Origin of the sequence: Agromyces ramosus, assembly GCF_004216665.1 — a bacterium.
Classification (GTDB): domain Bacteria; phylum Actinomycetota; class Actinomycetes; order Actinomycetales; family Microbacteriaceae; genus Agromyces; species Agromyces ramosus.
Map to the genome: position 1 here is coordinate 818336 of NZ_SGWY01000002.1, position 14968 is coordinate 833303.

The window sequence follows — 14968 nt, forward strand, 5'->3', positions numbered from 1 at the left end:
CTGCCCCCGACTACGAACCGGCGGCAGTCCGTGTCGCAGATCGATTGCGCAAGGGAGATTGCGGTTGTCCGAGCAGAACTTTGACATTGTCATCCTCGGTGGCGGCAGCGGAGGGTACGCGGCGGCGCTGCGTGCCGTCGAGCTCGGCTTCACCGTCGGCCTGGTCGAGAAGGACAAGCTGGGTGGCACGTGTCTGCACCGTGGGTGCATCCCGACCAAGGCCCTGCTCCACGCGGCCGAGATCGCGGACAACACCCGTGAGTCTGCGAGGTTCGGCGTCCGCTCCACGTTCGACGGCATCGACGTCGCCGCCGTCACGACGTACCGCGAGAGCATCGTCTCGAGCAAGTTCAAGGGTCTGCAGGGCCTCGTGAAGGCCCGTGGCATCACGGTCATCGAGGGCGAGGGGCGCCTCGTCGCCGCCAACGCCGTGCAGGTCGGCGACGACCGGATCGTCGGCAAGAACGTCATCCTGGCCACCGGCTCCTACTCGCGGTCGCTGCCCGGCCTCGAGATCGGCGGTCGCGTCATCACGAGCGAGCAGGCACTCGAGCTCGACTTCGTGCCGGGCAAGGTCGCCGTGCTCGGCGGCGGCGTCATCGGCGTGGAGTTCGCGAGCGTCTGGAAGTCCTTCGGCGCGGAGGTCACGATCATCGAGGCGCTCCCCCACCTCGTGCCCAACGAGGAGGAGTCGGTCTCGAAGCAGCTCGAGCGCGCGTTCCGCAAGCGCGGCATCGAGTACAAGCTCGGCGCCCGCTTCCAGGGCGTCACGCAGGACGACAACGGCGTCGTGGTCACGCTCGAGAACGGCGAGACGGTCGAGGCCGAGCTGCTGCTGGTGGCCGTCGGCCGCGGACCCGTCACCCAGGGCCTCGGCTACGACGAGGTCGGCGTCACGATGGACCGCGGCTTCGTCATCACGAACGAGCGCCTCGCCACCAACATCCCCGGCGTCTACGCCGTCGGCGACATCGTCCCCGGCCTCCAGCTCGCGCACCGCGGCTTCCAGCAGGGCATCTTCGTGGCCGAGGAGATCGCCGGCCTCAACCCGATCGTCGTCGAGGACGTCAACATCCCCAAGGTCACGTACTGCGAGCCCGAGGTCGCGTCCATCGGCTACACCGAGGCGAAGGCGGGGGAGAAGTTCGGCGCCGACCAGGTCTCGGCCTACGAGTACAACCTCGCCGGGAACGGCAAGAGCCACATCCTCGAGACGAGCGGCTCCATCAAGGTGGTTCGCGTGAACGACGGCCCGGTGGTCGGCGTGCACATGATCGGAGCCCGCGTCGGCGAGCTGATCGGCGAGGCGCAGCTCGCGGTGAACTGGGAGGCGTACCCCGAGGACATCGCCCCCTTCATCCACGCCCACCCGACGCAGAACGAGGCGCTCGGCGAGGCATTCCTGAAGCTCGCCGGCAAGCCGCTGCACGCGCTCTGAGCCGGACCCTGGAAACACGACTGCAATAAGCTAGAAAGCGTCACACGCTGTGAAGGAGACAAGCGCATGAGCGAATCCGTCAGCCTCCCGGCACTCGGGGAGAGTGTCACGGAGGGCACGGTCACCCGCTGGCTGAAGAATGTCGGCGACCGTGTGGAGGTCGACGAGCCGCTGCTCGAAGTGTCGACCGACAAGGTCGACACCGAGATTCCATCACCGGTGGCCGGAGTGATCGAGGCCATCCTCGTCCAGGAGGACGAGACCGTCGAGGTCGGCACGGCCCTCGTGACCATCGGCGACGGTTCCGCTGCTGCCGCCGAGCCGTCCGCACCCGCGGAGGCGGCTCCTGCCGCTGAAGCGGCGCCCGCCGCGCCGGCTCCGGAGGCCGCGCCCGCCGCGCCGGCTCCCGCCGCTGAGGCGGCGCCGGCGCCCGAGGCAGCCCCACCGGCACCTGCGGCTGAGGCGGCACCCGCGGCACCCGAAGCCGCGCCCGCAGCACCGGCAGCACCCGCAGCACCGGCACCCGAGGCCGCACCGGCTGCACCGGCACCCGAAGCCGCACCGGCAGCGCCGGCCCCTGAGGCGGCGCCCGCGGCGCCGGCTCCCGAAGCCGCCCCCGCCGCACCCGCCCCGGCAGCTGAGGCTGCCCCCGCCGCACCGGCCCCGGCAGCTGAGGCCGCCCCCGCCGCGCCGGCCCCGGCGACTCCTGCGGCTCCCGCCCCTGCGGCCGAGACGGCGCCCGCAGCGTCTGCGTCGGGCGCGCACGCCGGCACCAGCGGCTACGTGACCCCGATCGTCCGCAAGCTCGCGAACGAGCAGGGCGTCGACCTCGCGAACGTCACCGGAACCGGTGTCGGCGGGCGCATCCGCAAGCAGGACGTCATCTCCGCGCAGGTGGCACCCGCCGCTCCCGCCGCCGCTCCCGCCCGCACGCCGCTCGAGACCTCGCCGCTGCGCGGCACCACGGTCCCGATGACCCGCCTCCGCAAGGTCGTCGCCGAGCGCGCCGTCGTGTCCATGACGTCGACCGCCCAGCTGACCACCGTCGTCGAGGTCGATGTCACGCGCATCGCGCGCCTGCGTGATCGCGTCAAGGGCGCGTTCCTCGAGAAGACCGGCAACAAGCTGTCATTCCTCCCGTTCTTCGCCCTGGCGGCCGCGGAAGCGCTCCGTGCCTACCCGATCGTCAACTCGACGGTCGACGGAGACAGCATCGTCTACCCGGCGACCGAGAACATGAGCATCGCGGTCGACACCGAGCGCGGCCTGCTGACCCCGGTCATCCGTGACGCCGGCGAACTCGACATCGCCGGGCTCGCCGCGCAGATCGCCGACCTCGCCGAGCGCACCCGCAACAACCAGCTGAAGCCCGACGAGCTCTCGGGCGGCACGTTCACGCTGACGAACACCGGCTCACGCGGCGCGCTGTTCGACACGCCGGTGGTGTTCCTGCCCCAGTCGGCCATTCTCGGCACCGGCATCGTCGTGAAGCGTCCGGTCGTGGTGAAGCAGGACGGCGACGATGCGATCGCCATCCGCTCGATGGTCTACCTGGCGCTCTCGTACGACCACCGCATCATCGACGGCGCCGACGCGGCGCGCTTCCTCACGGCGGTCAAGGAGCGCCTCGAGGAGGGCGACTTCGAGTCCGAGCTCGGAATCTAGCCGAACACCTCGCGCAAGCGCCATCCGGCCTCGCCCCTCACCATGAGGAGCGAGGCCGGTTCGCGTCCGGGGGCGGTCGCCACGCGCACCAGCACGGCCGCGCCCATCTCCGCGGTCACCTCGACCGTCGCGGGGTCGAACGGGGCCGCCACCGACTCCGCCCCATCGCGGGCGGCGGACAACGCCAGCCGATCGGAGGCCTCGATCGCCGATCCCGGCTGGGCCACCGACTCGAGGCAGGCGAGATCGAGCGTGTCGAAGCACTTCGCGCGACGTTCGAGCAGCGAGCGAGCCGCCGTCACGGGATCAGCGTCGGTCGAGGTGGACTGATCGGGGTCGCGGCCATCGGGTCCAGGACCTGGTCCCGTCTCTGCCCGAGCCGCCGGCGGCGGCGTGGTGGACTCGAGCGATGCCGCGTCGGGCGCGACGACCGGCGGTCCGCCCTCGGCGGTCGCGGGCGGCACCAGGGTGAGCAGCAGGACCAGCATCGCGCCGCCGACGAGTCCGCCGAAGGCCAGTGAACGCCCGCGACCTCGGAGGATCGCGGCGAGCCGTCGGCGCGCAGGACCGCCGGGGTCCCGGTCGGCAGCGGCCGCCAGGCGGTCGACGAGGTCGTCGGGGCCCTGGGCCAGCGCGAGCATTCGGCGGAATCCGGCGCCGATCGCCCCTCCCCGCGCGTCGCCGGAAGCCGGCGGACCGGTGAGGACCGCGGCGTCCGCCGCCGGAGCGGTGATGCGGGCGGGCAGTCGCGGCGGTCGCGCCCGCACCTCGAGGCCGCGCACCGGCTCGGGAACGGCAGCCGCGAACAGGCGACGCTCCAGCTCCGCCTCGCACGGCTCGAACGGGCGCGCATCGAGCCGCTCGCGAAGGAACGCGAGCGGCCCCGCGAGCGCCCCGGCCGGGCTGACCGCGGCAGCGACATCCTCCACGAGCCGGGCCAGGACGGCGTGGCCGTTCCGCGCCAGGGCGACCCGCTCGAAGCCGTCGCCCGGCAACCGTCGCAGCGCGCCCAGCCCGACGAGTCGCGGACGGCCCGCGTCGTCGAGGAGCACGTCGGTCGCGGCGAGTCGCGCGTGCACGAGCCCGGTTCGCGCCAGTTCCGCGACGGCGACCACGATGGGCGCGAGGATGGTGACCGCCTCACCGGGGCTGAGCGTGCGCTCGGCGATGACCCGGGAGAGCGCGGGACCACCGAGCCGCTCGACCACGAGACAGCATCGCCCGTCGTCGAGCGTCGCGACGTCGAGGAGCGCAGGCAGCGTGCCCGAGGCATCCGTCGACATCGCCTCCACCTCGGTGGTGATGGTCTCCCCCGGAACGTCGGCGTCGTAGACACGGAGCACGACGACGACCGGACCCGGACGGCCGGCAGCCCGACCACCGTCGACGACCTCGGGTGGGCTGGATGAGGAGTGCGGCTCGTGGTCGTCGACCACGGCGAGGTACACGTCGGCCCGCTCACCGGAGGCGATGCGCCGCAGCAGCCGATAGCCGACGAGCCTGGCCTCGAGCGAACGCGCGGGCGCGGCGACGTCGGGCTCGGGCGACGCGGCGCTGGCACGGCGTGGACGGCGTCTCATGCCGGCAATGCTGCAGCCGCGAACGCGCGGTCGGCGACCGGTCCGCGTCGGGAACGCCGCCGCCCGCCGACGACCTCGATGTGGAGGACGAGTCGAAGGACCTGCGCGACCGTGCGCCGCCGCATCCGACGACCGACCTAGACTGGACGCCATGCTCGACTTCGTCGTCGCGGGGCTAAGCGCCAACTCCGTGCCGTACATCGAGGGTCTCGACCTTCAGCGCGCCGTCCATCGCGCGGTGGTCGCGGGCGAACGCCCCGACACCGTCATCCTCCTGGAACACCCCTCCGTCTACACCGCCGGGAAGCGCACCGCGCCCGACGAACGGCCGACCGACGGAACCCCCGTCGTCGACGTCGACCGCGGCGGCAAGATCACGTGGCACGGCCCGGGTCAGCTCGTCGGCTACCCGATCCTCCACCTCGCCGAGCCGATCGACGTGGTCGGCTACGTGCGCCGGCTCGAGGGCATCCTCATCGACGTCCTCGCCGAGCTCGGCGTGGAGGGGCGCCGGGTCGACGGACGCTCGGGCGTGTGGGTCGGCGAGCCCGGCCGCGAGAACAAGATCGCGGCCATCGGCATCCGCGTCGCCGACGGCGTCACGATGCACGGCTTCGCGCTGAACTGCAGCAACTCGCTCGAGCCCTACGGGAGGATCGTCGCGTGCGGCATCCGCGACGCCGGCGTGACGACCATCAGCCGGGAGCTCGGCCGCGACGTCACCCCCGAGGACCTCGTCGCGCCGATCACGCGCCGGTTCCTGGCCGGGGCCGAGACGGCGGCCGCCGCATGAGCACCGCACCCGAGGGGCGCCGGATGCTGCGCCTCGAGGTCCGCAACGCCCAGACGCCCATCGAGCGCAAGCCCGAGTGGATCAAGACCCGGGCGAAGATGGGACCGGAGTACCGGCAGCTGCAGCAGCTCGTGAAGGGCGAGGAGTTGCACACCGTGTGCCAGGAGGCCGGCTGCCCGAACATCTACGAGTGCTGGGAGGACCGCGAGGCCACGTTCCTCATCGGCGGCTCGCAGTGCACCCGTCGGTGCGACTTCTGCCAGATCGACACCGGCAAGCCCGCCGACTACGACGTCGACGAGCCGCGACGCGTCGCCGAATCGGTGGTGCGGATGCAGCTGCGGTACTCCACCGTCACGGGCGTCGCGCGCGACGACCTGCCCGACGAGGGCGCATGGCTCTATGCGGAGACGATCCGCGAGATCCACCGCCAGTCCCCCGGCACCGGAGTGGAGATCCTCGTCCCCGATTTCTCGGGCAATGCCGACCACCTGGGTGAGGTGTTCTCCGCGCGGCCCGAGGTGTTCGCCCACAACGTCGAGACGGTGCCGCGCATCTTCAAGCGCATCCGCCCGGCGTTCCGGTACGACCGGTCGCTCGACGTGATCACCCAGGGCCGCGACGCGGGGCTGATCACCAAGTCGAACCTGATCCTGGGCATGGGAGAGGAACGGGAGGAGATCTCGCAGGCCCTGCGCGACCTCCACGACGCCGGCACCGACATCATCACCATCACGCAGTACCTGCGACCGAGCCCGCGACACCTGCCCGTCGATCGCTGGGTGCGACCCGAGGAGTTCGTGGAGCTGAAGGAGGAGGCCGAGGAGATCGGGTTCCTCGGCGTGCTCGCGGGTCCGCTGGTGCGATCGTCGTACCGAGCGGGTCGACTGTGGGCGCAGTCGATGCACGCGAAGGGGCGCGAACTGCCCGCGTCGCTGTCCCACCTCGCGGACGCCTCGCTCGGCTTCGCGCAGGCGGTGGGCTGACGACTGCGGATGCCGCCTCCGCCCATCGAGAACACGGTCGGAGGCGGCCGCCGCCGCCGGTATCCTTGTGACCATGGCACGCACGAAGGACAAGACGTCCGCTCCGAAGGAGCCCGGCCGCATGAAGCAGATGTGGCAGGTCTTCCAGATGACCCGCCGCTACGATTCGAGCGCGCAGTGGCTCATGCTCCTCGGATTCCTCGCCCCCGTGCTCGTCGGCCTCGGCCTCGCGCTCTGGCTGGGCGAGGGCAACGGCTTCACGATCGCGCTGTGGGTCGTCGCCGGCGTGCTCGCCGGCGTGCTGATCGCGCTGCTCATCCTCGGACGACGCGCGGAGCGCGCCGCCTACGCCCAGATCGAGGGCCAGCCCGGCGCGGTCGGCGCGGTGCTCCGCAGCGGCCTGCGCGGCGGCTGGGTCGGCAACGAGATGCCGATCGCCGTCAACGGCAAGACGCAGGATGCGGTCTACCGCGCCGTCGGTCGCGGTGGGGTCGCGCTCATCAGCGAGGGCCCCGTCACCCGCACGAAGCGCATGCTCGACGACGAGCAGCGCAAGGTCGCCCGCATCCTGCCGAATGTGCCCGTCACGCTGATCTCGGTCGGCCACGACGAGGGCTCGATCGAGCTCCACCGCCTCCCGGCGACGCTGCGCAAGACCAAGCGCACGCTCACCAAGCCCGAGGTGCTCGCGGTGTCGAACCGACTCAACTCGCTGCAGACCGCGTTGCCGATCCCCAAGGGCATCGACCCGATGAAGGCGCGGCCGCAGCGCGGCAAGATGCGCTGACCGCAGGCACGACTCGCGATGCGGCATCCGTTGGTCGACGGATGCCGCATCGGCGTCTCAGGAGCGGATCAGGACCGTGCCGGCGACCTTGTCGTGGAAGCCGCGCTGGTCGGAGTCCCAGACGAGCGCGGGCACCACGACGATGAGCAGCAAGGTGCGCACGAGCGGTCGCCAGAGGCCGACCCAGCCGCCGGTGAGCGGCACCACGCGCATGCCGGTGAGGCGATGGCCGACGCTGCCGCCGATCGTGGGAATGAAGACGACCTGCATGATCGCGAAGACCGCGAGGGTCAGCCAGGAGTGCAGCAGCGAGCTGTACGGGGCGAAGAGCAGGGCGATCAGGAGCGCCACGACCCAGTCGATCGCGATCGCGCCGATCCGCCGGCCGACGCGGCCCACGGAACCGGGACCGGAATCGGGCAGGCCCAGCCGCTCCCCCGGCCACCGGCTCGGCTCGAGGTCGCCGAAGGTACGGGGCGTCGCGTCAGGCATCCGACGAGTCTATCGACCCGGGCTGCGCGTAACATGGCGGAAACATTCGCGTCACGGCAGGGAAACCGCGGGTCGATAGCGTCACTTACGGCTGTGCACGTCCGTCCGCCCCACCCGCCCCTCTTGGAGATTCCGTCACATGTTCAGTGATTCGTCTGAAGTGCTCAAGTTCATCAAGGAGACGGATGTCAAGTTCCTCGACATCCGCTTCACCGACCTCCCGGGTGTGCAGCAGCACTTCAACATCCCGGCGTCGACCGTCGACGAGGAGTTCTTCACGGTCGGCCAGCTGTTCGACGGTTCGTCGATCCGCGGCTTCGCGTCGATCCACGAGTCCGACATGCAGCTGATCCCGGATGTCTCCACGGCATACGTCGACCCCTTCCGCGCCGAGCGCACGCTCGTCATGGTTTTCGACATCTACAACCCGCGCAACGGCGAGATCTACGCGAAGGACCCGCGCCAGGTCGCGAAGAAGGCCGAGAAGTACCTCGCGTCGACCGGCATCGCCGACACCGCCTACTTCGCCCCCGAGGCGGAGTTCTACATCTTCGACGACGTGCGCTACGAGGTGAAGCAGAACTCGAGCTTCTACTCGGTCGACTCCGAGGAGGGCGCGTGGAACTCGGGCCGCACCGAGGAGGGCGGCAACCTCGGCAACAAGACGCCGTACAAGGGCGGGTACTTCCCGGTCTCGCCCGTCGACAAGCAGGCCGACCTGCGCGACGACATCTCGCTGAAGCTCATCGACGCCGGCCTCATCCTCGAGCGTGCCCACCACGAGGTCGGCACCGGCGGCCAGGCCGAGATCAACTACCGCTTCGACACCATGGTGCACGCGGCCGACGACATCCTGAAGTTCAAGTACATCGTCAAGAACACCGCCGACCAGTGGGGCAAGACCGCCACGTTCATGCCCAAGCCGCTCTTCGGCGACAACGGCTCGGGCATGCACACCCACCAGTCGCTGTGGAACGAGGGCAAGCCGCTCTTCTACGACGAGGCGGGCTACGGCGGTCTCTCCGACCTCGCGCGCTGGTACATCGGCGGCATCCTGCGGCACGCGCCGGCGCTGCTGGCGTTCACGAACCCGACCGTGAACTCCTACCACCGCCTCGTGCCCGGCTTCGAGGCGCCGGTCAACCTGGTCTACTCGGCGGGCAACCGCTCGGCCGCCATCCGCATCCCGATCACGGGCACGAACCCCAAGGCCAAGCGCATCGAGTTCCGCGCGCCGGATGCCTCGGGCAACCCGTACCTCGCGTTCGCCGCGCAGCTCATGGCCGGCCTCGACGGCATCAAGAACCGCATCGAGCCGCACGAGCCGGTCGACAAGGACCTCTACGAGCTCCCGCCCGAGGAGGCCAAGTCGATCCCCCAGGTGCCGGGCTCGCTCGACGCCGTGCTCGACGCGCTCGAGGCCGACCACGACTTCCTCGTCGAGGGCGGCGTGTTCACCAAGGAGCTCATCGAGACCTGGATCGACTACAAGCGCGAGAAGGAGCTCAAGCCGCTCGCCCAGCGCCCGCACCCCTTCGAGTACGAACTGTACTTCGGCGTCTGACCCCACCCCCTGCAGTCCCGGACGGGCCCGCATCGCCTCGGCGGTGCGGGCCCGTCCGCGTGGGTGACGGTGCGCCACCGGGCCCGAACCCGTCCGGCCGACGATCCGACCGGCGCTCAGCCCGTGGTGGGCTCCCGGCGCGGCCCCACGCCGTAGAAGCCGCGCTCGAACACCGCGCGGGCGCGGCGCGTGACCTGGAGGTACTCGTGCTCGAGGCGGGTCGCCGAGCCCGGCGGGTACCCCATGATCCGGGCCACGCCCTCGAGCTGGGAGCGCTCGACCGGCAGCACGTCGGTGGTGCGGTCGAGCCACAGGGTGAGCGCCGATCGTGCTCGCGACGCGAACACCCACGCGGCACGGAGCGTGCGCGCGTCGTCGGCCGCGATCAGGTCGTGCTCGACGGCCGCCGCGAGCGCGTCGAGCGTCGACGGCGTGCGCAGTGACGGCTCCTCGGCACCGTGCTCGAGCTGCACCAGCTGCACGAACCACTCCACGTCGGAGAGGGACCCGCGGCCCAGCTTGAGGTGCCGGGTCGGGTCGGCCCCCTGCGGCAGCCGCTCGTTCTCGACGCGCGCCTTGATGCGCTTGACCTCGCGGATGTCCTGCTCGGAGATCTCGCGCGGATACCGCACGGTGTCGGCGAGCTCGATGAAGTCGTGGGTGAGGGCGTCGTCGCCCGCGACGCCGCGGGCGCGCAGCAGCGCCTGCGCCTCCCACGTGAGCGACCAGCGCGCGTAGTACGCCCGATAGGCGTCGAGTGATCGGGCGACGACGCCGTTGCGTCCCTCGGGGCGCAGGTCGGCGTCGAGCTCGAACGGCAGTCGTGCGTCCTCGCTGAGCCGGACGAGCTCCGACACGATGCGCAGCGCCCGGTTCTGCGCCGCGCCCGACTCGGCGTCCAGCGGACGGAAGACGTAGACGATGTCGGCGTCCGAGCCGATGCCGAGCTCGCGCCCGCCGAACCGGCCCATGCCGATGACCGCGAACTCGATGCCGTCGGGCTCGCCGCCGCGGATCGCGGTGACGAGCGCGGAGATGTGGCTCTGCGTCACGTCGGAGAGCCCGTGGCCCAGTTCCTCGACGGTGCAGACGTCGAGGATCGCCGACAGGGCGAGCCGGAGCACCTCGCGGCGACGGATGGCTCGGAAGACCTTCGCGGCCGCGTCCGCGTCGCCGTGTCGGCCGAGCACCGCCCGCTTCTCGTCGTCGAGCGCGGCGAGCGACCGCGGCCGCAGCTCGTCGAGGTCCTCGAGCCAGGCCACCGCCTCCGGGGTGCGCTCCAGCAGCTCGCCGGCGAACCGCGAACCCGAGAGCACGCGGGTGAGGCGCAGCGCGGCATCCGACGAGTCCCGCAGCAGCCGAAGGTACCAGTGCGTCGTGCCGAGCGTGTCGCTCAGCCGGCGGAACGAGAGCAGCCCGTAGTCGGGATCGGCGCCGTCGGCGAACCACGAGATGAGCACGGGCATGAGGTGCCGCTGGATGGTGGCTCGACGCGAGACTCCCGCGGTCAGCGCGCCGATGTGCGACAACGCACCCGTGGGGTCGCGGAAGCCGATCGCCGCGAGACGGGCCTCGGCCTGCTCGCTCGTGAGCTCGAGCCCGCTGGAGGGCAGGGCCGCGACGGCCGACAGGAGCGGCCGGTAGAACAGGCGCTCGTGCAGGCCCCGCACGCGCTGGCGCGTGGTCTGCCACAGCGAGGCGAGGCCCGCGGCGTCGCGCGCCAGGCCTGAGGAGCGAGCGAGCGTGCGGAGCTCCGCGTCGCCGCGCGGCATGAGGTGCGTGCGGCGGAGGCGTTCCAGCTGGAGGCGATGCTCCAGCACGCGCAGGATCCGGTAGTCGCGGGCGAACTCCGCCGCCTCCTCGCGTCCGACGTAGCCGTGCTCGGCGAGGGCGGACAACGCGGGCAGCGTGCCCGGCTGGCGGATCGCGGCATCTGTGGCGCCGTGCACCAGTTGCAGCAGCTGCACGGTGAACTCGATGTCGCGCAGTCCGCCGGGGCCGAGCTTCACCTGCACCTCGACCTCGGCGGCGGGGATGTGCTCGGTGACCCGTTCGCGCATGCGCTGCACCGACTCGACGAAGCCGTCTCGGCCCGAGCTGGCCCACACCTTGGGCGCCACGCCCGCGGCGTACCGATCGCCGAGCTCGCGGTCGCCCGCGAGCGGGCGCGCCTTCAGCAGCGCCTGGAACTCCCAGCTCTTCGCCCAGCGGTCGTAGTACTGGAGGTGCGACTCGAGCGTGCGCACGAGGGCGCCGTCCTTGCCCTCGGGCCGCAGGTTCGGGTCGACCTCCCACAGGGGCGGTTCGATGCCGGGCTCCGAGATCACCCGCATCGCGACCATCGCGAGCCTGGTCGCGATGTCGAGCGAGCGCGGGGTGGTGACGTGCTCCTCGTCGGCCGACTCGGCGACGAAGATCACGTCGACGTCGCTCACGTAGTTGAGCTCTCGTGCGCCCGCCTTGCCCATGCCGATGACCGCGAGGCGCGTCGCCGCGACCTCGTCCGCGGGATACCGGCCGGGGACGGCCGGGTCGCCCTCCGCGCGGGCGGTGGCGCGGCGCGCCGTCTCGATCGCGGTGTCGAGCGTCGCGCCGGCGAGGTCGGCCAGTCCCGCGGCGACGGAGTCGACGGCGTCGATCGCGTCGGGCCGGGTCAGGTCGTACACCGCGACGCCGGCGAGGAGCCGGCGATAGCGCACCCGGATGGCGGATGCCGCCGCCTCGAGGTAGCGCACGGCGGGCACGTCCACCTCGTCGAGCGCCGCCAGCATCACGGTGCGTGCGTCCTCGGTGCCGAGCGGGGGCATCGGCACCTCCTGCAGCACGGCGACCTCCCGCGGATGCCGCATCAGGAAGTCGGCGAACCCCCGCGACGCGCCGAGCAGCAGCGCCATCCGCTCAGCCGACGCGTCGTGGCCGAGCACCGCCGCGACCTCGTGCGGAGCGCGCTCCTGGAGGCGGCGGGTCGCGACGAGCGCCTCGTCGGGATCGCCGGCGTGCGAGTAGGCCGTGAGCAGGCGCTCCTCGTCGACGCCGGTCGCCTCCGCAAGGGCCTCGAGCCCCGCGGCGGCGGCGGCGAGGTCGTCGAACCCCGCCCGTGCGAGTCGTCCGAGGGTCTGCGCCTGGCGTGACATCCGGAGCGGGTCAGAGGATCTCGAGGTTGCGCTGCAGCTCGAAGGGCGTCACCTGCGAGCGGTAGTCGCGCCACTCGGAGCGCTTGTTCGCGAGCACGAAGTTGAACACCTGCTCGCCGAGCGTCTCGGCGACGAGCTCGGATTCCTCCATGTACTCGATGGCGTGGTCGAGGCTCGCCGGCAACGGGTGGTAGCCGAGCGCGCGGCGTTCGCTGTCGGTCAGGGCCCAGACGTCGTCCTCCGCCTCGGGCGGCAGCTCGTATCCCTCCTCGATGCCCTTCATGCCGGCAGCGAGCAGCAGTGAGAAGGCGAGGTACGGGTTGGCGGCCGAGTCGATGGCGCGGTACTCGACGCGCGCGCTCTGCCCCTTGTTCGGCTTGTAGAGGGGCACCCGCACGAGCGCGGAACGGTTGTTGTGGCCCCAGCAGATGAAGCTGGGGGCCTCGTCGCCGCCCCAGAGCCGCTTGTACGAGTTGACGAACTGGTTGGTGACCGCCGAGATCTCGTTGGCGTGCCGGAGCAGTCCGGCGATGAACTGGCGGCCGATCTTCGAGAGCTGGTACTGCGAGCCCGCCTCGTAGAAGGCGTTCGCATCCCCCTCGAACAGCGAGAGGTGGGTGTGCATGCCGCTGCCGGGATACTGCGAGAACGGCTTCGGCATGAAGGTCGCGTACACACCCTGCTCGATCGCCACCTCCTTGATCACGGTGCGGAACGTCATGATGTTGTCGGCCGTGGTGAGGGCGTCGGCGTAGCGCAGGTCGATCTCGTTCTGGCCGGGCCCCGCCTCGTGGTGGCTGAACTCCACCGAGATCCCGAGGTCCTCGAGCATTCGCACGCTGCGGCGGCGGAAATCGTGCGCCGTGCCGCCGGGCACGTTGTCGAAGTAGCCGGCGGAGTCCACCGGCAGCGGCCCCTCCTCGCCGTACTTCGACGAGCGCAGCAGGTAGAACTCGATCTCGGGGTGCGTGTAGAACGTGAAGCCGCGATCCGCAGCCCGTGCGAGCGTGCGCTTGAGCACGTTGCGCGGATCCGCGACGGCGGGCTCCCCGTCGGGCGTCGTGATGTCGCAGAACATGTGCGCCGTCGGGTCGATGTCGCCGCGCCACGGGAGCGTCTGGAACGTGGTGGGGTCGGGGTACGCGAGCAGGTCGGATTCGAAGGAGCGGCTCAACCCCTCGATCGCGGACCCGTCGAACCCGATCCCCTCGGTGAACGCCCCCTCGACCTCGGCCGGGGCGATCGCCACCGACTTCAGGGTGCCGACGACGTCGGTGAACCAGAGCCTGACGAACTTGACTCCTCGCTCCTCGATGGTCCGGAGAACGAAGTCGCGCTGCTTATCCATCCACACCCTCTCTCGCACCTCTCAGGGTAGCGGCTCGGCGACCGGCGGAGCGCCGAGCCCGGATGCCGCGTGTGCCAGACTGGCGGCATGTCAGAGCAGCCCGTGAACGACGCAGCTTCCGAGACCTCGAACGCGGCCTCGGCCACCGCGGAGACGAACCCCTACGGCGGCGCGGCGGCATCCGGCGGACCGAAGCGCGTACGCACCCGCCACTTCCAGAATGCCAAGCGCGAGGGCATCAAGATCACCGGCCTCACGAGCTACGACATGCTGACGGCGCGCATCTTCGACGAGGCCGGCATCGACTTCCTGCTCGTGGGCGATTCGGCCGGCAACAACGTGTTCGGCTACGAGACCACGCTGCCGGTGAAGGTCGACGACCTGATCCCGCTCACGCGGGCCGTGGCGGGTGCGGTGAAGCGGGCGTTCGTCGTGGCGGACATGCCGTTCGGGTCGTACGAGAACGGGCCCGAGGAGGCACTGCACACCGCCGTGCGATTCATGAAGGAGACGGGCGCGCACGCGGTGAAGCTCGAGGGCGGCGAACGCAGCCACAAGCAGATCCGGCGCATCGTCGGCGCGGGCATCCCGGTCATGGCGCACATCGGCTACACCCCCCAGAGCGAGCACGGGCTCGGCGGACACGTCATCCAGGGTCGCGGCGAGGGCGTCAAGCAACTCCTCGCCGATGCGCGATCCGTGCAGGAGGCCGGCGCGTTCGCGGTGGTGCTCGAGATGGTGCCGGCGGATGCCGCGAGGCAGGTCACCGAGCTCCTCGAGATCCCGACCATCAGCGTGGGCGCGGGGCCGCACACCGACGGCCAGCTGCTCGTGTGGACCGACTGGGCCGGACTCACGATCGGGCGCGTGCCGAAGTTCGTGAAGCAGTACGCCGACCTCGCGGGGATCCTCAGCCAGGCGGCGAGGGAGTGGCGCGAGGACGTCGAGTCGGGCAGCTACCCGAACGCCGAGCACAGCTACGAGTAGCGGACGCTCAGTCCTCGGCGGCTTCCTCCTCGGCCCACTTCGCGCTGTTCGCGCGCAGGATCTCGAGCGCCCGCTCGGCCTCGGCGCGCGTCTCGAACGGGCCGACCCGATCGACCGACGGCGACACGAATCCCTGCTCCACCTCACCGGTGTGCATGTTGTACCAGAACTGGTGCTCCACATCCTCGGCCATA

Annotated in this window: 12 protein-coding genes; 7 read left to right on the plus strand and 5 right to left on the minus strand. The window is 71.1% G+C overall.

Going from position 1 to position 14968, the window contains the following annotated elements; translation table 11 throughout:
- The first annotated feature begins 64 nt into the window (after nt 1-64).
- Together lpdA and sucB are read left to right on the plus strand one after the other, a co-directional pair.
- Entirely contained in the window at nt 65-1438 is a 1374-nt protein-coding gene (lpdA, locus tag EV187_RS10420; RefSeq protein WP_130352967.1) for a dihydrolipoyl dehydrogenase, read from the plus strand.
- Between the two features lie 66 nt (nt 1439-1504).
- Nucleotides 1505-3103, plus strand: a complete 1599-nt coding sequence (gene sucB, locus EV187_RS10425) for a 2-oxoglutarate dehydrogenase, E2 component, dihydrolipoamide succinyltransferase (protein WP_130352968.1) — start codon at nt 1505-1507, stop codon at nt 3101-3103.
- Here the strand turns inward: sucB and EV187_RS10430 are convergent.
- Nucleotides 3100-4683 carry a hypothetical protein gene (locus EV187_RS10430; RefSeq protein WP_130352969.1) on the minus strand — a complete coding sequence of 528 codons (1584 nt, stop codon included), beginning with the start codon at nt 4681-4683 and terminating at the stop codon, nt 3100-3102. The two genes, sucB and EV187_RS10430, sit on opposite strands and share 4 nt — an antisense overlap.
- Nucleotides 4684-4834: 151 nt before the next feature.
- On the opposite strand from EV187_RS10430, the gene lipB reads away from it, so the two are divergent.
- From lipB to EV187_RS10445, 3 genes are all read left to right on the plus strand, one after another.
- On the plus strand, nt 4835-5476 hold the full coding sequence (gene lipB, locus EV187_RS10435; protein ID WP_130352970.1) for a lipoyl(octanoyl) transferase LipB: 642 nt from the start codon (nt 4835-4837) through the stop codon (nt 5474-5476).
- Nucleotides 5473-6462, plus strand: coding sequence for a lipoyl synthase (gene lipA, locus EV187_RS10440; protein WP_130352971.1), 990 nt, complete (start codon nt 5473-5475; stop codon nt 6460-6462). Before lipB ends, lipA begins: the two co-directional genes overlap by 4 nt.
- 73 nt (nt 6463-6535) lie before the next feature.
- Nucleotides 6536-7249: a DUF4191 domain-containing protein gene (locus EV187_RS10445; protein ID WP_130352972.1), complete on the plus strand. Its 714-nt coding sequence runs from the start codon at nt 6536-6538 to the stop codon at nt 7247-7249.
- 57 nt (nt 7250-7306) lie between these two features.
- On the opposite strand, the gene EV187_RS10450 is transcribed toward EV187_RS10445, so the two are convergent.
- Nucleotides 7307-7741 (minus strand): RDD family protein, encoded by a 435-nt coding sequence (locus tag EV187_RS10450; protein ID WP_130352973.1) that lies wholly within the window; start codon nt 7739-7741, stop codon nt 7307-7309.
- A gap of 139 nt (nt 7742-7880) precedes the next feature.
- Between EV187_RS10450 and glnA the strand changes: the two genes are divergently transcribed.
- Nucleotides 7881-9305, plus strand: coding sequence for a type I glutamate--ammonia ligase (gene glnA, locus EV187_RS10455; protein ID WP_130352974.1), 1425 nt, complete (start codon nt 7881-7883; stop codon nt 9303-9305).
- A 116-nt stretch (nt 9306-9421) separates the two neighbouring features.
- Here glnA and EV187_RS10460 read toward each other — a convergent pair whose 3' ends face one another.
- Entirely contained in the window at nt 9422-12439 is a 3018-nt protein-coding gene (locus tag EV187_RS10460; RefSeq protein ID WP_130352975.1) for a bifunctional [glutamine synthetase] adenylyltransferase/[glutamine synthetase]-adenylyl-L-tyrosine phosphorylase, read from the minus strand.
- Nucleotides 12440-12449: 10 nt separating this feature from the next.
- Complete coding sequence (locus EV187_RS10465; protein WP_130352976.1) at nt 12450-13787, minus strand: glutamine synthetase family protein; 1338 nt, start codon at nt 13785-13787, stop codon at nt 12450-12452.
- An 87-nt stretch (nt 13788-13874) separates the two neighbouring features.
- On the opposite strand from EV187_RS10465, the gene panB reads away from it, so the two are divergent.
- Nucleotides 13875-14774: a 3-methyl-2-oxobutanoate hydroxymethyltransferase gene (gene panB, locus EV187_RS10470; protein WP_130352977.1), complete on the plus strand. Its 900-nt coding sequence runs from the start codon at nt 13875-13877 to the stop codon at nt 14772-14774.
- A 7-nt stretch (nt 14775-14781) separates the two neighbouring features.
- Here the strand turns inward: panB and EV187_RS10475 are convergent, their stop codons facing one another.
- Nucleotides 14782-14967, minus strand: coding sequence for an SPOR domain-containing protein (locus EV187_RS10475; protein ID WP_130352978.1), 186 nt, complete (start codon nt 14965-14967; stop codon nt 14782-14784).
- Nucleotide 14968 lies beyond the last annotated feature (1 nt).